19 protein-coding genes and 1 riboswitch are annotated in these 21009 nt (G+C 69.2%); of the genes, 11 read left to right on the forward strand and 8 right to left on the reverse strand.

What is annotated here, in order from left to right; translation table 11 throughout:
• Positions 1-2: 2 nt before the first annotated feature.
• From QF035_RS24200 to QF035_RS24220, 5 genes are all read left to right on the forward strand, one after another.
• Positions 3-842 (forward strand): helix-turn-helix domain-containing protein, encoded by an 840-nt coding sequence (locus tag QF035_RS24200; protein ID WP_307522649.1) that lies wholly within the window; start codon positions 3-5, stop codon positions 840-842.
• The gene (locus tag QF035_RS24205) at positions 826-1032 is read left to right on the forward strand and encodes a DUF397 domain-containing protein (RefSeq protein ID WP_307522650.1); all 207 of its coding nucleotides are present in this window, start codon (positions 826-828) and stop codon (positions 1030-1032) included. Before QF035_RS24200 ends, QF035_RS24205 begins: the two co-directional genes overlap by 17 nt.
• A gap of 224 nt (positions 1033-1256) precedes the next feature.
• Complete coding sequence (locus tag QF035_RS24210) at positions 1257-2150, forward strand: hypothetical protein (RefSeq protein ID WP_373466710.1); 894 nt, start codon at positions 1257-1259, stop codon at positions 2148-2150.
• Positions 2151-2209: 59 nt separating this feature from the next.
• A complete protein-coding gene (locus QF035_RS24215; RefSeq protein ID WP_307522651.1) occupies positions 2210-2881 on the forward strand; it encodes a Uma2 family endonuclease in 672 nt (223 codons plus the stop codon).
• Positions 2882-2914: 33 nt separating this feature from the next.
• Positions 2915-3127 carry a hypothetical protein gene (locus tag QF035_RS24220; protein WP_307522652.1) on the forward strand — a complete coding sequence of 71 codons (213 nt, stop codon included), beginning with the start codon at positions 2915-2917 and terminating at the stop codon, positions 3125-3127.
• 82 nt (positions 3128-3209) lie between these two features.
• Here the strand turns inward: QF035_RS24220 and QF035_RS24225 are convergent, their stop codons facing one another.
• Positions 3210-4334, reverse strand: a complete 1125-nt coding sequence (locus tag QF035_RS24225) for an NADH:flavin oxidoreductase (RefSeq protein WP_307522653.1) — start codon at positions 4332-4334, stop codon at positions 3210-3212.
• 292 nt (positions 4335-4626) lie between these two features.
• On the opposite strand from QF035_RS24225, the gene QF035_RS24230 reads away from it, so the two are divergent.
• Complete coding sequence (locus QF035_RS24230; RefSeq protein WP_307522654.1) at positions 4627-7119, forward strand: phospholipase D-like domain-containing protein; 2493 nt, start codon at positions 4627-4629, stop codon at positions 7117-7119.
• A 161-nt stretch (positions 7120-7280) separates the two neighbouring features.
• Here QF035_RS24230 and groL read toward each other — a convergent pair whose 3' ends face one another.
• From groL to thrC, 4 genes are all read right to left on the reverse strand, one after another.
• Complete coding sequence (groL, locus tag QF035_RS24235) at positions 7281-8909, reverse strand: chaperonin GroEL (RefSeq protein WP_143639626.1); 1629 nt, start codon at positions 8907-8909, stop codon at positions 7281-7283.
• Between the two features lie 326 nt (positions 8910-9235).
• Positions 9236-9442, reverse strand: coding sequence for a cold-shock protein (locus QF035_RS24240; protein ID WP_007493268.1), 207 nt, complete (start codon positions 9440-9442; stop codon positions 9236-9238).
• 455 nt (positions 9443-9897) lie between these two features.
• The gene (locus tag QF035_RS24245) at positions 9898-10173 is read right to left on the reverse strand and encodes a MoaD/ThiS family protein (RefSeq protein ID WP_269650416.1); all 276 of its coding nucleotides are present in this window, start codon (positions 10171-10173) and stop codon (positions 9898-9900) included.
• A gap of 148 nt (positions 10174-10321) precedes the next feature.
• On the reverse strand, positions 10322-11626 hold the full coding sequence (gene thrC, locus QF035_RS24250) for a threonine synthase (protein ID WP_307522655.1): 1305 nt from the start codon (positions 11624-11626) through the stop codon (positions 10322-10324).
• Positions 11627-11643: 17 nt separating this feature from the next.
• A riboswitch (SAM riboswitch) is annotated at positions 11644-11801 on the reverse strand.
• A gap of 204 nt (positions 11802-12005) precedes the next feature.
• Here thrC and QF035_RS24255 point away from each other — a divergent pair.
• Positions 12006-12953 (forward strand): glucosyl-3-phosphoglycerate synthase, encoded by a 948-nt coding sequence (locus tag QF035_RS24255; protein ID WP_307522657.1) that lies wholly within the window; start codon positions 12006-12008, stop codon positions 12951-12953.
• 290 nt (positions 12954-13243) lie between these two features.
• Complete coding sequence (locus QF035_RS24260; RefSeq protein ID WP_307522658.1) at positions 13244-14653, forward strand: alpha,alpha-trehalose-phosphate synthase (UDP-forming); 1410 nt, start codon at positions 13244-13246, stop codon at positions 14651-14653.
• Positions 14654-14728: 75 nt separating this feature from the next.
• On the opposite strand, the gene otsB is transcribed toward QF035_RS24260, so the two are convergent.
• The 3 genes from otsB to QF035_RS24275 all read right to left on the reverse strand — a co-directional run bounded on the left by otsB (position 14729) and on the right by QF035_RS24275 (position 17396).
• Positions 14729-15583, reverse strand: coding sequence for a trehalose-phosphatase (gene otsB / locus QF035_RS24265; RefSeq protein WP_307522659.1), 855 nt, complete (start codon positions 15581-15583; stop codon positions 14729-14731).
• Positions 15584-15766: 183 nt separating this feature from the next.
• Positions 15767-16006 carry a DUF3263 domain-containing protein gene (locus QF035_RS24270; RefSeq protein WP_307522660.1) on the reverse strand — a complete coding sequence of 80 codons (240 nt, stop codon included), beginning with the start codon at positions 16004-16006 and terminating at the stop codon, positions 15767-15769.
• Positions 16007-16130: 124 nt separating this feature from the next.
• Positions 16131-17396, reverse strand: coding sequence for an ABC transporter substrate-binding protein (locus tag QF035_RS24275; RefSeq protein ID WP_444968435.1), 1266 nt, complete (start codon positions 17394-17396; stop codon positions 16131-16133).
• A 189-nt stretch (positions 17397-17585) separates the two neighbouring features.
• Here QF035_RS24275 and QF035_RS24280 point away from each other — a divergent pair, with 189 nt between their 5' ends.
• The 3 genes from QF035_RS24280 (at position 17586) to QF035_RS24290 (ending at position 20878) form a co-directional block, all read left to right on the forward strand.
• Positions 17586-18566 carry an ROK family protein gene (locus tag QF035_RS24280; RefSeq protein ID WP_307522661.1) on the forward strand — a complete coding sequence of 327 codons (981 nt, stop codon included), beginning with the start codon at positions 17586-17588 and terminating at the stop codon, positions 18564-18566.
• Positions 18566-19795 (forward strand): N-acetylglucosamine-6-phosphate deacetylase, encoded by a 1230-nt coding sequence (gene nagA, locus QF035_RS24285; RefSeq protein WP_307522662.1) that lies wholly within the window; start codon positions 18566-18568, stop codon positions 19793-19795. Before QF035_RS24280 ends, nagA begins: the two co-directional genes overlap by 1 nt.
• Positions 19796-19939: 144 nt before the next feature.
• Complete coding sequence (locus tag QF035_RS24290) at positions 19940-20878, forward strand: 1-phosphofructokinase family hexose kinase (protein ID WP_307522663.1); 939 nt, start codon at positions 19940-19942, stop codon at positions 20876-20878.
• Positions 20879-21009: the final 131 nt, after the last annotated feature.

Here is a 21009-nt window from a genome sequence, read left to right on the forward strand (position 1 = left end):
ACATGCCTGGATCGAAGGACCTTGACCCGTCCTCCTCACCTCGCGCCCTGCTGGGTGCAGAACTCCGCCATGCCCGCGAGGCGACGGGCCTCAGCCAGGACGAGTTGGGCCAGTCCCTCTTCGTCAGCGGCTCATTCATCGGCCAACTGGAGGCGGGCACGCGCCGCGTCCAACCGGACATGGCGTTGAAGCTCGACGAAATACTCGGCACGAACGGCTTCTTCGAGCGCAACTGCAAGGCGGTGAACCGGTCCAAGTACCCGGACCACTTCGCGGAGGCGGCGGAGGCGGAGACGATTGCCACGGCGATCCGCCAGTACGCGCCAATGCTGTTCCCCGGGCTGCTCCAGACGCCCGCGTACGCACGGGCCGTGAACCGCGCGTACGACCCGACGGCACCGGAGGAGACGATCGACGAGTGGGTCGAAGGCCGAATGGTACGGACCCGCCTGCTCGACCACCCAACAAAGCCGCTGTTGTGGGCGGTACTTGACGAGGCTGTGTTGCGCCGGGAGACCGGTGGCCGAGCAGTGATGGCTGAGGCCCTGCGCCACGTTGCGGGCCTGGCCCGCAGGGGGCGGGTCATCGTGCAGGTACTGCCGTTCAGCACGGGGGCGCACAAGTCTATGGAGGGCTCGATGAGGCTGATGGACTTCGAAGACGCCCCTCCGCTGGTCTACTTCGAGGGGCCCGGCACCGGACGGTTGGAGGACGACCCAGCCACCGTCTCCAAGCTGAGGTTCACCTTTGAACTCCTCACGGCCTCCGCGCTCTCGCCTGAGAAGTCCCTGGCTCTGATCGAATCGGTGGCGCAGGATTACGCCCATGAGGAACATCCCTGAGTACGACCTGAGCACCGCCGTCTGGCACAAGTCGACCTACAGCGGTGGAGGCGGCAACGAGTGCCTAGAAGTCGCGGACGGCAACCCCACCCTCGTCCCCGTACGCGACTCCAAGAACCCGCTCGGCCCGAAGCTCGCGTTCCGGGCCGAGGCATGGTCGGCCTTCGTCGCGCACCTCAAGCAGGACTAGGCAGCAGCCGCCCCGAAGCTCAAGCGCCGAGCTTCGAACCCTGCTTCTGAGGATTGGGTGGTGGGCTTCAACCCACCCACCCTCCCTGCGAGTTGACTCGACGCGACCGGCTTGCCACGGACAGTCACATGGGTCTAGCGTGCCCGGATAACGAACAGCCCCCGCTCGGTGCTTGCAGGCACCCGCGGGGGCTTGACCAACAAGATCGAATGCGAGTCGATCCCATGGCTGATGCCAAGCCTAGTCCTGCCTTCCTGCCCGCGCACGCGACCCCGCCCCACCCGATGGCCAATCCGGGTTACGGAAAACGCGCCGCCCCGGGCCAACTCCCCCGCACAGCCGCCGACTTCGCACACCTCCCGCCCCGCGAAGCCGCCGTCGCCGCATACATCGACCGCCTCCCCGGCGGCGCCGACATCTCCGTAAAGACGCTGGCCAAGACGCTCCCGTACGGCCAGTGCGCACTCCGCACCGCCCTCAACAACCTCCAGCGGGCTGGCCACTTGCGCCGGGGCCGCGAACACCTGGCCGACTCGGGAAGCCCCCGCTGGATCACCCGAACGTGGTTCTCGCGGACGGCGCGGGACGACGACTGGTGGGCGGCGTTCACGAGGGGCGACGTACCGAAGGAACCGCAGGAACCCCCTTCCGGGCAGGGCGGCCCCACCCGCTCCCGCGCGTACATCCTGCTCGCGGCCCTCGGCCGTACGACCCCGGCGCTGTCCCTCTCCGCCAGGGCGTGCGAGGACCTCGCCCCGCTGGTCACGGAGTGGTTCGCGAGGGGCGCGACCGACGAGTACGTACTCCAGGCCCTGACCGCAGGCCTCCCGGTCCCGGTCCACAGCCCGGCGGCCATCGTCCGCACCCGCCTCACCACGAAGCTCCCACCGGAACCGGAACCGACTCCGCCGCGACGCCCACCCCTCCGCGTACTGGAGTGCGCCAAGTGCGGCACACCGGGCCGCCCGGAGGCCCTGCCGGGCGGCATCTGCGGCCCGTGCCGGGGCGAGGCGGTGCCACCTGGGCCGTCCGTCCCCCTGACATCCACCGCAGTCCACGCCCACGCCGCCGCGGCCCGCGCGGCGATGGTCGACCGACGAGAAAGGCCACGCCTATGACCGCTCCAACAGTCCGAAGGCACACAGCCGGGGCACGATGGAAGGGAGGAGGCAAAACCATGACCCCTGGCACCACCGAACACCCGCAGATGTCCGTCGAGGACTTCGAAGAGCTTGCCCGCAAGGCGCCGAAGCGCGTGAAGCTCGAATTCCTCGAAGGGCGCCTGTCCAGCAAGTACCCGCTCGACGTCGAGGACTTCGAGGAGCTGGAGAGCCAGGCACCCGAGACCGTGCGGCTTGAGTACATCAACGGAAAACTAAGGGTCAAGGCAATGCCGGACGGCAAACACACGTCGATCTTTATGTGGCTGCTCCGCCAGTGCATGCAGCAGCGCCCTGACCTGGACCTCGCGCCCGAGCGGGGCGTCAAGGCGGAGGCCTACCGCAAGGGCCGCGCACGTACGGACGGCTTCCTGGCGCCGGTGGATCACTTCAGGGACGACGGCGAGTGGTCCGAGACCGACGGCGCTCTCATGGCCGTCGAAATCACCTCCCACGACCGCGACACCGACCAGCGCGACCGCATCGACAAGCCCGTCGGCTACGCGGAGGCCGACATCCCCGTCTACCTCCTGATCGACCGCGACAACAACACCGTCACCGTGTTCAGCGAGCCGAAGGACGGCCGCTACCAGCAGGCTCCCTCCTACCCGTGGGGATCCATCGTGGAGATCCCCGAACCCGTCGGCATCACCCTGAAAACCGAGAAGCTCAAGGACTACGCGGACTGACGGCCCACGCGCGCCGACGAAGGAACAGCCAGAGTGAGCCGACCGCGCTCTCCCACCGGTGAGCACGGCAAGTCCGCCGCCGTACCCATCCCGACGAGCGAACCGGAAGAGCCGCAGCGGTTGCGGGACGAGGCGGACATCGCCGAAGCGCAGGCCCGTGAGGCCGCTCCGTCCGGGGCGGCCATGTCCCACGACGAGTTCATGGCCCAGCTGGAGGAAGAGGACCGTCAGGAGGCCGCTTCCTGACCCACCCGCGGGACGCCCGAGGGCGGCACCCCGCGAGAAGGGTGCCGCCCTCTGCGTACAACAGCCGCCAGTGTTGGTCGGCTCAGCTCAGTGAGCCCAGCGCCGCCGCGTCGTACGCTCCCAGCTCGTCGAAGCGGCCGTCGAGGACCTTCGCCGCCCACTGGGGGTCCTGGAGGAGGGCGCGGCCCACGGCCACCATGTCGAACTCGTCGCTCTCCAGGCGGTCCAGCAGGTCGTCGATGCCCCTGGCCGGGGCGCCCTCGCCCTGGAAGCCCTTGAGGAAGTCGCCGTCGAGGCCGACCGAGCCGACGGTGATGACCGGCTTGCCTGTGAGCTTCTTCGTCCAGCCGGCCAGGTTCAGGTCCGAGCCGTCGAACTCCGGGCGCCAGTAGCGGCGGGTGGAGGCGTGGAAGGCGTCCACACCGGCCGCCGCGAGCGGGGCCAGCAGCGCCTCCAGCTCCTCCGGCGTCTCCGCGAGACGTGCCTCGTAGGCCTGCTGCTTCCACTGCGAGAAGCGGAAGATGACCGGGAAGGACGGCGAGACGGCGGCGCGCACCGCGGCCACGATCTCCGCGGCGAACTGCGTCCGGGCGACGAGGTCGCCGCCGTACGCGTCCGTGCGGCGGTTCGTGCCCGCCCACAGGAACTGGTCGATCAGGTAGCCGTGCGCGCCGTGCAGTTCGACTCCGTCGAAGCCGATGCGCTCGGCGGCGGCAGCGGCCTCGGCGAAGGCCTGGATGACGTCGTCCAGGTCCTGCTGGGTCATGGCCTTGCCGGTGACCTCGGCGCCTTCGGTGTGGATACCGGACGGGCTGACGGACGGGGCGTCCGCGAACGGCGGCTCGCCGGCCCTGCGCACGCTCCCGATGTGCCAGAGCTGCGGCACGATCTTCCCGCCCGCCGCGTGCACGGCCTCGGCGACCTTCGCCCACCCGGCCAGCTGCTCCTCACCGTGGAAGCGCGGAATGTCGTCGCTCTGCCCGGCCGAGTCGTGGCCCACGTACGTGCCTTCGGTGACGATCAGGCCGACCCCGGCGGCGGCACGGCGCGCGTAGTACGACGCCACGTCCTCCCCCGGAACACCGCCCGGCGAGAACTGCCGGGTCATCGGCGCCATCGCGATCCGGTTCGGAACGGTCAGGCCGTTGAGGGCGACGGGCCGGGAAAGGATCTCGGCCGCGCGGGAGGCGGAGGGGGCGACAGTCACGTAGGAGCTCCTCGTGGGGGTGGAGTGGTCGAGTGGTGGTCGAGCGGTCAGTCGGTCCATCTGCGGATCCAGGTGTACGCATGCGCATCCCCGTTGGTATGTGCATGCGCATGGATCACTCCCCCAATCAACCACCCAAGTGACCAGGACATTCCACTTCCCCGCCTCCGACCCCCCGTGATCCCGGCCACACCTCCGCACCCGGTCAAGGCCGACCTGTTCGCGCGTGGGATCGATCGCGTGATCTATAAAGTGTGGTGGCCATCAACACCATTCGAACGCAAGGGAACAGATGGGTAGACAGATACGGTGGGCGGCCGCTCTCGCCGTCCCCCTCGCCCTCGGAGCCACACTGCTCGCTCCGACGACCACCGCACAGGCGGAGACGGTCGTCTCCGGGAACTACACCTCGGTCTTCAACTACCCGAAGCCCACGGGCGCCTACGACTACTCGATCAGCACCGGCGCCGGTGAACTGATCGACCTCGCGGCGCCGGACTCGACCCTCTATATGGGGATGTACTGGTTCAGCAGCGCGACCCTGCGGGAGAAGCTCGCCGCCGCGCAGGCGCGGGGTGTGACCCTGCGCATCGTCGCGGAGAGCGTGAACTCCGGCGACCTGGGCCAGCTGCCGCTGACGGGCGACTCGACCCTCACCCGGTGCAGCAACGGCTGCCTCGGCAACGGCTCGGGCGACGCACGGGCGATCAACCACGACAAGTACATAGTGCTCGACGCGCTCACCGACGGCCGCAAGAACGTCGTCTGGCAGAGCTCGCAGAACCTCGCGGGCGGCCAGGACGGCGAGATCAACAACGCGGTCGTCGTGGCGAACAACGCGACCCTCGCCACCCGGTACCGCAACCACTTCAACGACCAGGTCGAGCACGCCGGCGACAGCCTGCACACGACGTACGACCACACCACGGGCGACCCGAACTCCCCGGTCGAGGCGTACTTCTCCCCGCGCGACACGGCCTCGGACGCCACTCACTACGGCAACGCCGACATCCTCGCCTCGTTCATCGACCAGGTCGACTGCACGCACGACGGCAAGATCAGGATCGCGGCGGCCGAGCTCGACCAGCGCTCCACCCGGCCCGCCGTCTACGAGGCCCTGGAGACCAAGCGGACCGAAGGCTGCGCCATCGAGGCGAACGTCCGCGACCTCAGCGACGGCGGCGGCAACAACGGCGTCAACGAACTCGCCGGCCTCGACATCGCGGCCTACGGCAACCGCCCCGGCGGCTGCCGCTACAAGGCCACGGCCACCGCGTCCTGCAACCGCGGCACCGTGCACTCCAAGTACCTGCTGACGGAGTGGAAGAAGGACGACGGCACCCAGGTCCAGCACGTCTACACGGGCTCCCACAACTGGACCGCGGGCTCGCTGAAGACCAACGACGAGACGATCCTGCGCATCGACGACGCGGGCACCTACCAGGCGTTCGTCGCCAACTTCGACAAAGCCCGCGCCCTCGTGGTCGACGTCGACGCCACGAAGTACGGCTCGACGTCCCAGCACTACTCCCGCGTCAACGTGAAAGCCAACGGCGACCAGCACTACAGCGCCGTCGCCTCCGGCGGCACCTCCGCCGTCTACACGGCGGTCGTGTACGAGCAGGGCGACCGGCACGACGCCTCGGACACCGAGCTGGGCACCGACGTGTACATCCGCATGTACAAGGACGGCGTACCCCTCTGGGACGAGAAGCTGCTGAGCAACAGCGGGACCGGTACCACCTGGTCGCACCAGAAGCCCGACGTCGGCGTGGACGACCAGGGCAACGCGACCGTCGTCTGGGCCAAGGACGACGACGGCAACAAGTACGCCGACATCGCCGTACGCAGGATCACCCCGGACGGGACGGTCACGACCCTGCCGCGCCCGCACGCCTCCGGTGACGGCGACCAGTTGCGGCCGACGGTCGCGGTGGCCGGCGACGGGTCCTACGGCGTCGCCTGGGAGAGCACGGCCGACGGCTCGACGCTCAACCAGGTGTACGCGAGCAGCTGGTCGCCGACCGGCGCCGCGCGCTACCAGGACGTCCAGGTCAGCACGATCAACTCCGGTGCGGCCGGGTCCAACCGTCGGCCCGACGCGGCGATCGACGACGCCGGGAACATGGTCGTCGCCTGGGAGGAGGACGCGGACGGCAACGGCGGCATCAACATCGGGGTGGCGAAGCTGAACACCTCGGGCGGCTTCGCCGTGGCCCGCAAGGTGGCCAACTCGCTCACGGACGGGCAGCAGACCAGGCCCGCGGTGGCGTCGGCCGGTGACGGCCGGTTCGTCGTGGCGTGGACGGACGAGTACACCACCGGCTCCGGCACGCTGGTGCGGCCCCAGCGGATCCAGCACCGCGTCTTCTCGGCGGCCGGCGCCGCCGCGGCGGCCGACCGGCGGACCACCGAGGACGCCACCGAAACCGGCCCCTACGTCGACGGCAAGCGGCCGATCTCCGACCAGGCCGACGCCGATGTGGCGGTCGCCGACGACGGCAGCTTCGTCGTGGCGTGGAAGGAGGCCTTCGACGTGTTCGTCGGCAACCCCGCGACCCTGCACGCCGGTCAGGACGACGTCTGGGCCCGCGGCTTCAACGCGGACGGGACCGCGACCGACCGGCTCGTTCCCACCCGGATGAACGTGGTGACCGGCGGGGGCCAGGGCGGCCCGGCCGTGGCCCTGGCCGCGAACGGCCGTCTGGCGCTGACGTACTCGGACGACTACGACGGCAACGGCCACAACGAGATGCGCCTGCGGGACGCGTTCAAGAACGCCTGATCACGGCCCCGTCGGCGGAACGCCGGCGGAAACGCCCGAGGGCGGCACCCCTGGAATGGGATGCCGCCCTCGTTCGCGTAATGCGAAGTACTGCGTAATGCGAACTGCGAAGTACTGCGAACTGCGATGAACTACCGAGCCTTGGCTGCTTGCGCAGGGGCTCAGAAGTCCATGTCACCGCCCGGCATGCCGCCACCGGCGCCGGCGCCGGCACTGGCCTTCTCCGGCTTGTCGGCGATGACGGCCTCGGTGGTGAGGAACAGCGCGGCGATGGACGCGGCGTTCTGCAGGGCAGAGCGCGTGACCTTCGCCGGGTCGATGATGCCTTCGGCGATCATGTCGACGTACTCACCGGTCGCGGCGTTGAGGCCGTGGCCGACGGGAAGGTTGCGCACCTTCTCGACGATGACGCCACCCTCGAGGCCACCGTTGACGGCGATCTGCTTGAGCGGGGCCTCCAGGGCGAGCTTCACGGCGTTGGCGCCGGTCGCCTCGTCACCCTCCAGGTCCAGCTTCTCGAAGACCGAGGAGGCCTGGAGCAGGGCCACGCCACCACCGGCGACGATGCCCTCCTCGACGGCCGCCTTCGCGTTGCGAACGGCGTCCTCGATGCGGTGCTTGCGCTCCTTGAGCTCGACCTCGGTGGCGGCACCGGCCTTGATGACGGCCACGCCGCCGGCCAGCTTCGCCAGGCGCTCCTGGAGCTTCTCGCGGTCGTAGTCCGAGTCGGAGTTCTCGATCTCGGCACGGATCTGGTTGACGCGACCGGCAACCTGGTCCGCCGAACCCGAGCCGTCCACGATCGTCGTCTCGTCCTTGGTGATGACGATCTTGCGAGCGCGGCCGAGCAGCTCAAGGCCCGTGTTCTCGAGCTTGAGGCCGACCTCCTCGGAGATGACCTCGCCGCCCGTGAGGATGGCGATGTCGTTCAGCATCGCCTTACGGCGGTCACCGAAGCCCGGGGCCTTGACGGCAACGGACTTGAAGGTGCCACGGATCTTGTTGACGACCAGGGTCGACAGGGCCTCGCCCTCGACGTCCTCGGCGATGATCAGCAGCGGCTTGCCCGACTGCATGACCTTCTCCAGGAGCGGGAGCAGGTCCTTGACGTTGGCGATCTTCGAGTTCGCGATCAGGATGTAGGGGTCGTCGAGGACGGCCTCCATACGCTCCATGTCGGTGGCGAAGTACGCCGAGATGTAGCCCTTGTCGAAGCGCATACCCTCGGTGAGCTCGAGCTCCAGACCGAAGGTCTGGGACTCCTCGACCGTGATGACGCCTTCCTTGCCGACCTTGTCCATCGCCTCGGCGATGAGCTCGCCGATCTGGGTGTCGGCGGCGGAGATGGAGGCCGTGGAAGCGATCTGCTCCTTGGTCTCGACATCCTTGGCCTGCTCAAGGAGGGCACCGGAGACGGCCTCGACGGCCTTCTCGATACCGCGCTTGAGAGCCATCGGGTTGGCGCCGGCGGCTACGTTGCGAAGGCCCTCGCGGACCAGCGCCTGCGCCAGAACGGTCGCGGTGGTCGTACCGTCACCGGCGACGTCGTCCGTCTTCTTGGCGACTTCCTTGACCAGCTCAGCGCCGATCTTCTCGTACGGGTCCTCGAGCTCGATCTCCTTGGCGATGGAAACACCATCGTTGGTGATCGTGGGGGCGCCCCACTTCTTCTCGAGGACGACGTTGCGACCCTTGGGACCAAGGGTGACCTTGACGGCGTCGGCGAGCTGGTTCATCCCGCGCTCGAGACCGCGCCGTGCCTCCTCGTCGAACGCGATGATCTTGGCCATGTGAAGTGGTCCTCCCGGACTGGGGTGGAATCTCCAGGACCGCGCCCGCGCCCGCGACGGACGGCCTGCCGACCTCGTGGTTCCTTGCCCCACCCGGCCTGCGGGCCTCACCGACCCGGTCCTCGTTATCACTCTCACCTTCAGAGTGCTAACGCCAATGATTAGCACTCGACCCATGCGAGTGCAAGCGGCTCACGATGATCCGCAGGTGGGAGCAGGTGGGAAGAGAGCGCACGGACGGGGCGCGAGCATGCCGAAGGGCCCGCACCCGGTGGGGTACGAGCCCTTCGGAAGAAGAACGTCGCTGCAGTAAGTCGGCGCGTGCTTCAGCCGGTCGCCAGTCGGACCATGTCCGCCTGCGGCCCCTTCTGGCCTTGCGAGATCTCAAAATCGACCCGCTGACCCTCTTCCAGGGTGCGGTAGCCGTCCATCTGAATCGCGCTGTAGTGGACGAAAACATCCGCACCACCGTCGACCGCGATGAAGCCGTACCCCTTCTCCGCGTTGAACCATTTGACGGTGCCCTGAGCCATGCCTAACTCCCCTATTACTGGCCCTTGCACAGACCCGCACTTCGCGGATCCGGGTCAGACCTCACCCCCCAACGGTTGGGGGTGTGCGCCGGAACGCGTCGACCGCGGCTGAATGTATCCGTCCAACTGCCGTCTGCAACAGGTCAATCCGACGAGAATTCCGGGCACGACCGATCGGGAATATGTGAAGAATTCACGAAGATTCAGGGCAAGTCGGGCCCCATGAATGCCATAAAAGGCTCAAAAAGGCGGGGCACTTTGGCTACTTCTTGTCGGGCTTCGGGCGGGATCTCAATGCGCCCGGCGTGCGGATCGAAGCAGGTTCCCCAACTGTACCGCGCTCAACCATACAGAATTGCCCCTTCCGCTTCTCTCACGGAGGGGGCAATTCGATGAACTCTCGGTGACGGCCGTTACCGAAGGTAATGATCAGCCCTCGGCACGGCTCCCGACGGTCAGCCGCCGGCGACGGCGGGAATGATCGACACCCCGGCCCCGTCCGGCGTCGCCGTCTCCAGCCCCTGCTCGAAGCGGACGTCGTCGTCGTTCACGTACACGTTGACGAACCGGCGCAGCTGCCCCTGGTCGTCCAGGACCCGGGCGGCGATCCCGGCATGGTTCTTCTCCAGGTCGGCGATGACCGCACCAAGAGTCCCACCCTCAGCAGAAACCTCGGCCTTGCCGCCCGTGTAGGTGCGCAGGATGGTGGGGATACGAACGTTGACGCTCATGGGGTTAGACCTCCGTCGGAGTGGGTGGCCCGTTCAGGGGCGCGGGGAACTGCGCAGTCTTTGTCTTTAGGGGCTCGGGGAACCGCGCAGTCTTCAGGGGCGCGGGCAACTGCGCGACCAGCCCCCACGCGCCCGCAGGATGAAACGACTAGCCGAGCCCAGCCTCACGGAAGGAATCCAGGTTCGGCCGGATCGTCGCGGTCAGCCCCGTGTCGGAAGCAACCGCGTCCAAGGTCTTCAGACCATCCCCGGTGTTGAGCACAACAGTGGTCAGACTCGGATCCAGCAGACCGTTCTCGATCAGCTTCTTCGCCACGCCCACCGTCACACCACCGGCGGTCTCCGCAAAGATCCCCTCGGTCCGCGCCAGCAACTTGATCGCGTCGACCACCTGCTCGTCGTTCACGTCCTCCACGGCCCCACCCGTACGCCGGGCGATATCGAGAACGTAAGGACCGTCCGCCGGGTTACCGATCGCGAGCGACTTCGCGATCGTGTTCGGCTTCTGCGGCCGTACGACGTCGTGCCCGGCCTTGTACGCCACGGACACCGGCGAGCAGCCCTCGGCCTGTGCACCGAAGATCTTGTACGGCTTGTCCTCGACGAGCCCGAGCTTGATCAGCTCCTGCAGGCCCTTGTCGATCTTCGTGAGCTGCGAGCCCGAGGCGATGGGCACGACGAGCTGGTCGGGCAGTTGCCAGCCGAGCTGCTCACAGATCTCGTACGCCAGGGTCTTGGAGCCCTCCGCGTAGTACGGCCGCAGGTTGACGTTGACGAAGCCCCAGCCCTCGCCGGCCGGGTCGCCGATCAGCTCGGAGCAGAAGCGGTTCACGTCGTCGTAGTTGCCCTCGATGCCGACGAGCTCGCCGCCGTAGACCGCGGCCATGACGACCTTGCCCTGCTCCAGGTCGTGCGGGATGAACACGCAGGACCGGAAGCCGGCGCGCGCGGCGGCGGCGCCCACCGCACCGGCGAGGTTGCCGGTGGAGGAGCAGGAGAGGGTGGTGAAGCCGAAGGCACGCGCGGCCTCCAGCGCCTGGGCGACGACACGGTCCTTGAAGGAGTGCGTCGGGTTGCCGGAGTCGTCCTTCACGAAGAGCTTGCCGGCGTCGACACCCAGTTCGCGCGCGAGGTTGTCGGCCTGGACGAGCTTGGTCCAGCCGGGGTTGATGTTCGGCTTGTCGGCCACGTCCGCGGGGACGGGCAGCAGCGGCGCGTACCGCCAGATGTTCGCGGGGCCCGCCTCGATCCGCTTGCGGAGCTCCTCGGTGTCATAGGCCGAGAAGTCGTACGCGATCTCCAGCGGGCCGAAACACTCCTCGCAGGCGAAGACCGGACCGAGCGGGACGCGGTGGCCGCATTCACGGCAGGAAAGCGCGGCGGCCGGTCCGAGGTCGACGGAGTTCGCGACGGGGGCGGAGTTCGTGGTGCTTGCAACTGTCTGCGCAGCCATGGAGGCGAGGCCCTTTCTCCTCATCTTCCTCACGACGCACTTCGCCGTGAGACGGATTTGGCACCTTCCCTAGCCGGGAGCCTCGCTGCGCTGATCGACAATGATCAGGACGAGACCGGCTGGAGGGTTGCCGGGGCTTCAACGGGCCGTATCCCTCTGCCCCTCTGGATGAGCGGTATTCAGTTGTGGTTCTGGCTCTGGTTTTGGTTGTGCACGCAACGACCCCCGACATGCGATGGTCATCAGCGTTGTTCAAGACTGTAACCGAAGGCCTGGATGGTGGAGAGAGCCGTCCGAACCGCGAGATGACAGTGACGCAACCCACACTGCAGGCCGCGGCGGGCACACGCATCCCAATGAACGCAAGGGAGAGCCGCACGTGCTGGAAGACGTCGAGCGCTGGCTGAGCACGCGCTCCTGGTCCGTCGAGGACCGCCCGCTCAAGAAACTCATCGCCGCGAAGCGTGCCACCGGCTCCACGGTGAGTGTCGTACTGCCCGCGCTCAACGAGGAGGAGACCGTCGGCGAGATCGTCGCGATCATCCGCCGTGAGCTGATGACCAGGAAGGTGCCGCTCGTCGACGAGATCGTGGTGATCGACTCGGGTTCGACGGACCGCACCTCCGAGGTCGCCGCCGAGGCGGGCGCCCGTGTCGTGCACCGGGACGAGATCCTGCCCCGGCTGCCGGCCGTCCCCGGCAAGGGCGAGGTGCTGTGGCGCTCGCTCCTCGTCACCCGCGGGGACATCGTGGCCTTCGTAGACGCGGACCTGAAGGAGTTCTCGGCGGACTTCGTCTCCGGGATCGTCGGCCCGCTCCTCACCGAACCGGGCGTCGACCTCGTCAAGGCGATGTACGACCGCCCGCTGGGCTCCGCCGCAGGTCAGGGAGGTCGGGTCACCGAACTCATGGCCCGCCCGCTCCTGAACATGCACTGGCCGCAACTGGCCGGCTTCGTCCAGCCGCTGGGCGGGGAGTACGCGGCCCGCCGCTCCCTCCTCGAACAGCTCCCGTTCCCCGTCGGATACGGCGTCGAGCTGGGCATGCTGGTCGACGCGCTGCACCTGGTGGGCCTGGACGCCCTGGCCCAGGTCGACGTCGGCGTCCGCAAACACCGCCACCAGGACGGCCAGGCCCTGGGCCGCATGTCCGCCGCGATCTACCGCACCGCCCAGCTCCGCCTGGCCCGCGGCCACATGATCCGCCCCTCCCTCACCCAGTTCGAGCGAGGCGAAAACGGCTTCGAGCCCCGCACGTACTCGGTGGACATGGAGGAACGGCCGCCGATGGCGGAGATCGAGGAGTACGTGGAACGCAAGGCGGCGTAGCGCTCCGCGGGGTGCGCCGTTGTTGTCTGCGGCGCCGCGGGGGCTGGGCGCGCCCACGATGGGGGTCCCCCCACTCGAGCGAAGCCGAGAGTGGGGGAGGAGCCGCACATGTCACCGCCCCGCGCCCCTTGAAAGCCAAAAGACTGCGCAGTTCCCCGCGCCCCCAGGTTTTTAGGGGCGCGGGGAACTGCGCAGTCCAGCCCCCACCCGGCGGTCAGGCGACCCACAACCTCGCCCCCACGCCGGGTGGGAACGTTTGAGCGTTTACACCGGGGGCTAGATTTCGAGTCATGGTCTCCACCCGCGGCACCCACAACATCCTGGTCGCCTCCAACCGCGGCCCGATCTCGTACACCCAGGACAAGACCGGGGCGCTCACCGCCAAGCGCGGCGGAGGCGGCCTCGTCTCCGGCCTCTCCGCGATCGGCCCGGACGCAGGCGCCCTGTGGGTGTGCTCGGCCCTCGGCGACGGCGACCGCGAGGCCGTACGACGCGGCGTGGGCGAAGACGGCGTACGGATGCTGGACATCGACGCCGACACCCACGCCGCCGCGTACAACGACATCGCCAACTCCGTGCTGTGGTTCGTCAACCACCTGCTCTACCAGACACCGCTTGAGCCGGTCTTCGACAAGGAGTTCCGGCGCCAGTGGGCGGCGTACGAGACGTACAACCACGCCTTCGCCGAGGCGCTGGCCGAGGAGGCGGCGGAGGGCGCGGCCGTCCTCGTACAGGACTACCACCTGGTTCTCGTCCCGCGGATGCTCCGTGAACTCCGCCCCGACCTGCGGATCGGGCACTTCTCGCACACGCCGTGGGCTCCGCCGGAGTACTTCCGGCTGCTGCCGGACGACATCGCGGCGAAGGTGCTCGGCGGGATCCTCGGCGCTGACCGGGCCGCGTTCCTCACCCAGCGGTGGGCGGACGCGTTCACGGACTGCTGTCACGCCGTCCTGGGTCCCGGGATCCCCTCCGGTACGCGGATCGGGGTGCACGGCCTCGGAGCGGACGCGGACTTCCTGCGCGAGCGCTCGCACCGGCCGGACGTGGACGAGCGGCTGGCGGTACTGCGCGAGCAGATCGGCACGGCTCCCGACGGCAGCGCCCGTAAGGCGATCGTGCGGGTCGACCGGACCGAGCTGTCCAAGAACATCGTGCGCGGACTGCTGGCGTTCCGGGAGCTGCTGGAGGAGCGGCCGGAGTGGCGCGAGCGGGTGGTACACGTGGCGTTCGCGTACCCGTCGCGGCAGGACCTCGCGGTCTACCGCGACTACACGGCCGAGGTGCAGCGGGTCGCGGACGAGATCAACTCCCAGTACGGGACGCCCGGTTGGACCCCGGTCCTGCTGAACCTCAAGGACGACTTCGCCCGTTCCCTGGCCTCCTACCGGCTGGCGGACGTGGCCCTCGTCAACCCCATCCGGGACGGCATGAACCTCGTCGCCAAGGAGGTGCCGGTCGTGTCGGACGACGGGTGCGTGCTGGTGCTTTCGCGGGAGGCGGGGGCGTACGAGGAGTTGGGCGAGGATGCGGTTGTGGTGAACCCGTATGACGTTTCGGGCACGGCCCGGGCCTTGCACGAGGCGTTGACGATGCCGGTGGGTGAGCGGGCCGAGAGGACGAAGCGGTTGGCTGTGGCCGCGACCGCTTTGCCTCCGGCGCAGTGGTTTCTGGACCAGCTGAACGCGCTGGAGGCGTAGCTCGTCGGCGCGGGGTTGTTTGGACCGTGCGGGTGCGTGGGGGCTGGTCGCGCAGTTCCCCGCGCCCCTAAAAGCTTATGAGGCCAGCTCAGTCGCCAGTGCTGCCAGTAGGCGGACTACCCCTTCCGGGCCGTCCACCACCAGGTCTGCTCGGTCGGAGAGTTCCGTGACCTCGTTACTGCCGCTGCAGACGAGGAGGCCGGGGACGCCGTCGGAGCGGAGTTTTTCGACGGCGGCGAAGGCGGGCAGGTCGCCCAGGTCGTCGCCGCAGTACATGACCGACTCGGCTCCGACGTCGCGTACGTACTCGCCGAGGGCGACGCCCTTGTCCATGCCCGGCGGGCGCAGTTCCAGCACCATTCTTCCCGGTTCGACGATCAGGCCATGGCGGGTGGCGAGCTCGGCGAGGGGTTCGCGGAGGGCCTCGAAGGCGGCCTGGGGGTCCTGCGCGCGGCGCGTGTGGACCGCGACGGCCCTGCCCTTCTCCTCGATCCACGTGCCCTGCCAGGCGCCGATGGAGTCGAGGAAGCCGGGGAGTTCGGCGCGGGCCTCGGCGACGCCGGGGTGGGGGGCGGGGGCCTGGACCGTGCCGGTGACGGCGTCCCAGCGTTCCGCCCCGTAGTGGCCGAGCACGACGAGATGCTCCAGGCCGGGGACTCCGGCGAAGCCGCCGTGGCGTACGGCCACGCCGGCCGGCCTTCCGGTGACGACGGCGACGGAGGCGACCCTCGGGGCGAGGGCTGCCAGGGCGGGTACTGCGTCCGGGTGGGCGCGGGCCTGTTCGGGGTCCGGGACGATCGGGGCGAGGGTGCCGTCGAAGTCGAAGGCGAGGACTGCCCTGTCGGGCCGCGCGATGATGGCTTCGAGGCCGTCTCGGCCCGCCGGGGTCACGGGGGTCGGCATCGACGATGACTCGGGGTGACTGGCCATGCTGCGACCCTATCCGCGGCCGCGAAGTCTTTCGCCCCCGCCGCCCCTACCCATTCCCGTCACTTACTCGGGGGCCAGCCCCCGAACCCCCGCTCCTCAAACGCCGGAGAGGCTGAAATACCCAGGGGCGCGGCGAACTGCGAAGGATGGGACGGGCAGGGGCGGCGGGGGCGAGGAAAGCCCTCAGCCCTCCCTCTCGTCCCGGCGCACATCCCTCACGCGCCGCAACCGGTTGACCGTGACGGGGTCGTGGGCCAGGGCCCGGGGCGCGTCCAGGAGGGCGTTCAGGAGCTGGTAGTAGCGGACCGGGGCCAGCCCCAGTTCCTCCCGTATCGCCCGCTCCTTGGCCCCCGGAGTCGCCCACCCCCGCCGCTCCAGCGCAAGAACGGCAAGCTCCTGGGGTGTCAGCTCCGCGTCTTCCATGCCCAGCACGCTAGCGGAGCCCGGCAAAGGCGCCCCGACAGGGGCGCGGGGAACTGCGCGACCAGCCCCCACGGACCCGCACCCGACCAACAACCAGCCAGACCAGCCAGACCGACCAGCGGAGCTAAGACGCGTTCTCCTCCGCCGCAGCAGCCCGCTGCAGCTGTCCCAGGATCGCCGCCGGGCTGCCCTTCGGGCCCACCGCCTTGCCTATCTGCTGCTTGATGTCCGCGCTCACGGACGCCCACGACGTCTTGGCCACGGGATACAACTCGGCATTGGGCAACTCGTCGAGGAAACCGACAAGATCCGCGTCGGACTTGTCCGCGGACATCGCCTCGGACGCCGACGTGGTCACCGGCAGCAGGTCGTACTCGTGCGAGAACTTGAGCACGTTCTTCTCGCTGTAGACGTAGTCGAGGAAGTTCCCGACCTGCTCGGCATGCCCGGGCTGCCTGAACGCCATCATCCAGTCGGCGACGCCCATCGTCGCCTTGGACCGCCCGTTGATCCCGGGCATCGGCACCATGCCGAACTTCACGCCCTTCGCCGCGGCGGCCTGCATCAGCGTGGGATGGCCGTTCAGCATCCCGACCTCACCGCGAGTGAACGCCGCAAAGGCCTCCGCACGGTTGAGATTCGCGGGCGCGACGGGTCCGGTGAGCCCCTTCTCGACCAGTTTCTCCTTGAGCCAGGTGAAGGTCTCGACGTTCTGCTTGGAGTCGATGCCGTACGACCCGACCGTGTCGGTGTAGCCGTCGCCGCCGCTCAGCAGCCACATCATCGTCTCGGCCTGCGCCTCCTCGGGCCCCAGCGGCAGCGCGTACGGGTACTTCACGCCACGCGACTTGAGGACCTCGGCGTCGGACGCGAGCTGGCTCCAGCTCTGCGGCGGGGTGAGACCCGCGTCGCGGAAGAGCTTCTTGTTGTAGAAGAGCAGCCGCGTCGAGGAGGCGAACGGCATGCCGTACTGCGTCCGGTCGATCTCGCCGGCCTCGGTGAGCCGGCTCACGAAGTCGGCCTGGGTGTTGATGGAGAGCAGGTCATCGGCCTTGTAGAGCTGCCCCTTCGCGGCGTAGTCGGCGTACGCGCCGATCTGTGCCATGTCGGGTGCGTCACCGTCGGCGACCATCTTCTTGACCTTGGCGTCCACCTCGTTCCACGAGTAGACGCTCACCTCGACCTTGACCCCGGGGTTCTTCGCCTCGTACGCCTTGGTCAGCTCGTCCCAGTACTTCTGCGAGCTGTTCGCCTTGGAGTCGCCGTAGTCGGCCGCGACCAGTCGCAGCGTGACGTCCCCGGACCCGGAGGAACCGCCACAGCCGCCGAGGGCCGCCGTCATGCCCAGCGCGGACACCACCGCGATCAGACCTGTCACTCGCCGCTGCACCGCTGCCGCCCCAACCTTCTCGTCCCGCACTCGTCCCGCACTGCCGATTCACACGGCCGGTTCACCCGGCCCGCCCACACGGCTCGTTCACACGTGCGATCTCATGCTTTCGATTCGCAATTTCGCTCTAAGGTCTACACCACGTGAGTGGACTAGACCTCTCACGGGGTAAGGGGCGACACTGTACCCGTGAGACATGTCATCGCCCTCGACGTGGGCGGCACCGGGATGAAGGCCGCCCTCGTGGGGGCGGTCGACGCCGCGCCCTCCGGGGGGACTCCCCCCGTGCTGCACCGGGCCCGCCGCGCCACGGGCCGGGAGCACGGTCCGGACTCCGTCGTCGAGTCGATCCTCGCTTTCGCCGCCGACCTGCGCGCGCATGGCGAGCGCCACTTCGGCGAGCCCGCGGCGGCCGTCGGGGTCGCCGTGCCCGGCATCGTGGACGCCGACCGCGGCATCGCCGCGTACTCGGCCAACCTCGGCTGGCGCGACGTACCCCTGCGGGACCTGCTCAGCCGGCGGCTGGACGGGATCCCGGTCGCCCTCGGCCACGACGTGCGCACCGGCGGGCTCGCGGAGGGCCGGATCGGTGCGGGCCAGGGCGCCGACCGGTTCCTGTTCGTGCCGCTCGGCACCGGCATCGCGGGCGCGATCGGCATCGACGGCCGCGTGGAGGCGGGCGCGCACGGCTTCGCGGGCGAGATCGGCCATATCGTCGTACGCCCCGGCGGCGCCCCCTGCCCGTGCGGCCAGCGCGGCTGTCTGGAGCGGTTCGCGTCCGCCGCGGCGGTCAGCGAGGCCTGGGCCGAGGCGTCCGGCGACCCGGAGGCGGACGCGGCGGACTGCGCGAAGGCCGTCGAGTCCGGGGACCCACGGGCCCTGGTGGTCTGGCAGGAGGCCGTGGACGCGCTGGCCGACGGGCTCGTCACCGCGCTCACCCTGCTGGACCCGCGGACCCTGATCATCGGTGGCGGTCTCGCCGAGGCCGGGGAAACCTTGTTCACACCGCTACGAGCCGCGGTCGAGCGACGCGTCACCTTCCAGAAACTCCCGTCCATCGTCCCCGCCGCACTGGGGGACACGGCCGGCTGCCTGGGCGCGGGCCTCCTGGCCTGGGACCTGCTGGGCACCCCTTCCCCTTCCAACCCCGCTTCGGAGGTAACCCCCTGATGACCACTGAGCGCATCGCCCCTTCAGGGGCGCGGGGCGAGACATCATGCGGCTCCGCCGCGTGTGCGCGACCAGCCCCCACCGACCCGCACGTGGTGGTCATCGCCGGTGCCAACGTCGTACTCCCCACCGGGACGGTGCCCGGCGGCCGCGTCATCGTCGAGGGCACGCGGATCGCCGGGAGCGCTCCCGTGGGCGCTCCGACGGTGGACCTGCGAAACCACTGGGTGGTCCCGGGTTTCGTCGACATGCACAACCACGGCGGCGGCGGAGCCTCCTTCACCTCGGGCACGGTCGAGGAGATCCTCAAGGGCATCCACACCCACCGCCTGCACGGCACGACGACTCTCGTCGCCTCCACCGTCACCGGCGACATGGACGGCCTCGCCCAGCGCGCCGGGCTCCTCTCCGAGCTGGCCGAGCAGGGCGACCTCGCGGGCATCCACTTCGAGGGCCCGTTCATCTCCCCGTGCCGCAAGGGCGCCCACTCCGAGGAGCTGCTGCGCGACCCGGACCCGGCGGAGGTCCGCAAGCTGATCGACGCGGCCCGCGGCCGGGCCAGCATGGTCACGCTCGCCACCGAACTTCCGGGCGGCATCGACTCCGTACGCCTCCTCGCCGAGCACGGCGTCATCGCGGCGATCGGCCACACGGACGCGACGTACGAGCAGACGGTGGAGGCCATCGACGCGGGCGCGACCGTGGCGACGCACCTCTTCAACGCGATGCCCACGCTCGGGCACCGCTCCCCCGGTCCGATCGCCGCCCTCCTCGAGGACGAGCGGATCACGGTCGAGCTGATCAACGACGGTGTCCATCTGCACCCGGCCTCCCTCCAGCTGGCGTTCCATCACGCGGGCGGCGACCGAGTGGCGTTCATCACGGACGCGATGGACGCGGCGGGCTTCGGAGACGGGCGGTACATGCTCGGCCCGCTGGAGGTCGAGGTCAGCGAGGGTGTGGCGCGGCTCGTGGAGGGCGGTTCGATCGCGGGCTCCACGCTCACGCTGGACCGGGCCTTCAAGCGGGCGGTGACCGTGGACCGGCTGCCGATCGAGGACGTCGTCGCGGCCATCGCGGCCAATCCGGCCAGGTCACTGGGCCTGTACGACCGGGTGGGCTCGCTGGAGCCGGGCAAGGACGCGGACCTGGTGGTACTGGACGCCGACTTCGAGCTCAAGGGCGTGATGCGGCGGGGCGAATGGGTGGTGGATCCCCAACTGGGGTGATTCACACCCGTGTTGCCGTACGGCGGTCGGCCCTCGGGACTGGGCCGACCGCCGTTCCCTTTGGCATGATCGGGCCTCCGGAACAACCGGCAAGCGCGTTCCACGCGTCTACGTGATGAATCTCTTCGAGGGAGGCCGGCCCAGGTGATCCTCACGGTCACGCTGAACACCGCTCTCGACATCACCTATCGCGTACGGGGGCTGCGACCGCACACCTCGCACCGCGTCACCGAGGTGATCGAGCGGCCGGGCGGAAAGGGCCTGAACGTGGCCCGGGTGCTCGCGGCCCTCGGCCACGAGGTGACCGTGACGGGCTTCGTGGGCGGCGCCACCGGGCGGGCCCTGCGGGAGCAGCTCGCGGACACGCCGGATGTCGTCGACGCGCTGGTCCCGGTGAGCGGCTCGACCCGTCGCACGATCGCGGTGGCCGACACGGCGACCGGTGACACGACTCAACTCAACGAACCAGGACCGGAGATCACCCCCGCAGAGTGGTCCGCCTTCCAGGAGGCGTACGAGGTTCTGCTGCGCTCCTGTTCGGCGGTGGCTCTGTGCGGCAGTCTGCCTCCCGGGGTGCCGGTCGGGGCGTATGCCCAACTTGTGCGCACCGCTCGGGCGTTGGCGGTTCCGGTGCTGCTCGACACGAGCGGGGAGCCGTTGCGGAGGGGAATCGCCGCACGGCCCGACATCGTGAAGCCGAACGCGGACGAACTGGCCGAGCTGACCGGCTCGCACGACCCTACGCAGGCCACCCGGGACGCTCGCCGACGCGGGGCGCACTCGGTCGTGGCGTCACTGGGGGCGGAGGGGCTGCTGGCCCGTACGCCGGACGGGGACTGGCGTGCCGCTCCGCCGCGGGCCGTGCGCGGCAATCCCACGGGTGCGGGTGACTCCGTGGTGGCGGGGCTGCTGTCGGGGCTGGTGGAGCGGTTGCCCTGGCCGGAGCGGCTTTCCCGGGCGGTCGCCCTGTCCGCGGCGACTGTACTTGCGCCGGTGGCGGGGGAGTTCGACCGGTCGGCGTACGAGGAACTGCTGGATCTCGTCACCGTGGACCTTTTCCAGCGTCAGGTTGAGACGCGGTGAACAGCTCGAAAACTTCGTCGCTTCAGGTTTCTTCCGCCAAGTGCTCGGCCATGCTGCGTGTCTGATCTCACGTCACGTTATTCACGCGCGCAACTGCAGGCCCTGCGTTAGCATTCGAAAGTCTGTCGATC

The sequence above is a fragment of the Streptomyces umbrinus genome (assembly GCF_030817415.1).
GTDB lineage: Bacteria > Actinomycetota > Actinomycetes > Streptomycetales > Streptomycetaceae > Streptomyces > Streptomyces umbrinus_A.

Coding starts and splice junctions, on each gene's coding strand:
- QF035_RS24200 (WP_307522649.1), top strand. CDS start 3: ATGCCTGGATCGAAGGACCTTGACCCGTCCTCCTCACCTCGCGCCCTG.
- QF035_RS24205 (WP_307522650.1), top strand. CDS start 826: ATGAGGAACATCCCTGAGTACGACCTGAGCACCGCCGTCTGGCACAAG.
- QF035_RS24210 (WP_373466710.1), top strand. CDS start 1,257: ATGGCTGATGCCAAGCCTAGTCCTGCCTTCCTGCCCGCGCACGCGACC.
- QF035_RS24215 (WP_307522651.1), top strand. CDS start 2,210: ATGACCCCTGGCACCACCGAACACCCGCAGATGTCCGTCGAGGACTTC.
- QF035_RS24230 (WP_307522654.1), top strand. CDS start 4,627: ATGGGTAGACAGATACGGTGGGCGGCCGCTCTCGCCGTCCCCCTCGCC.
- groL (WP_143639626.1), bottom strand. CDS start 8,909: ATGGCCAAGATCATCGCGTTCGACGAGGAGGCACGGCGCGGTCTCGAG.
- QF035_RS24240 (WP_007493268.1), bottom strand. CDS start 9,442: ATGGCTCAGGGCACCGTCAAATGGTTCAACGCGGAGAAGGGGTACGGC.
- QF035_RS24245 (WP_269650416.1), bottom strand. CDS start 10,173: ATGAGCGTCAACGTTCGTATCCCCACCATCCTGCGCACCTACACGGGC.
- thrC (WP_307522655.1), bottom strand. CDS start 11,626: ATGGCTGCGCAGACAGTTGCAAGCACCACGAACTCCGCCCCCGTCGCG.
- QF035_RS24260 (WP_307522658.1), top strand. CDS start 13,244: ATGGTCTCCACCCGCGGCACCCACAACATCCTGGTCGCCTCCAACCGC.
- otsB (WP_307522659.1), bottom strand. CDS start 15,583: ATGGCCAGTCACCCCGAGTCATCGTCGATGCCGACCCCCGTGACCCCG.
- QF035_RS24270 (WP_307522660.1), bottom strand. CDS start 16,006: ATGGAAGACGCGGAGCTGACACCCCAGGAGCTTGCCGTTCTTGCGCTG.
- nagA (WP_307522662.1), top strand. CDS start 18,566: ATGACCACTGAGCGCATCGCCCCTTCAGGGGCGCGGGGCGAGACATCA.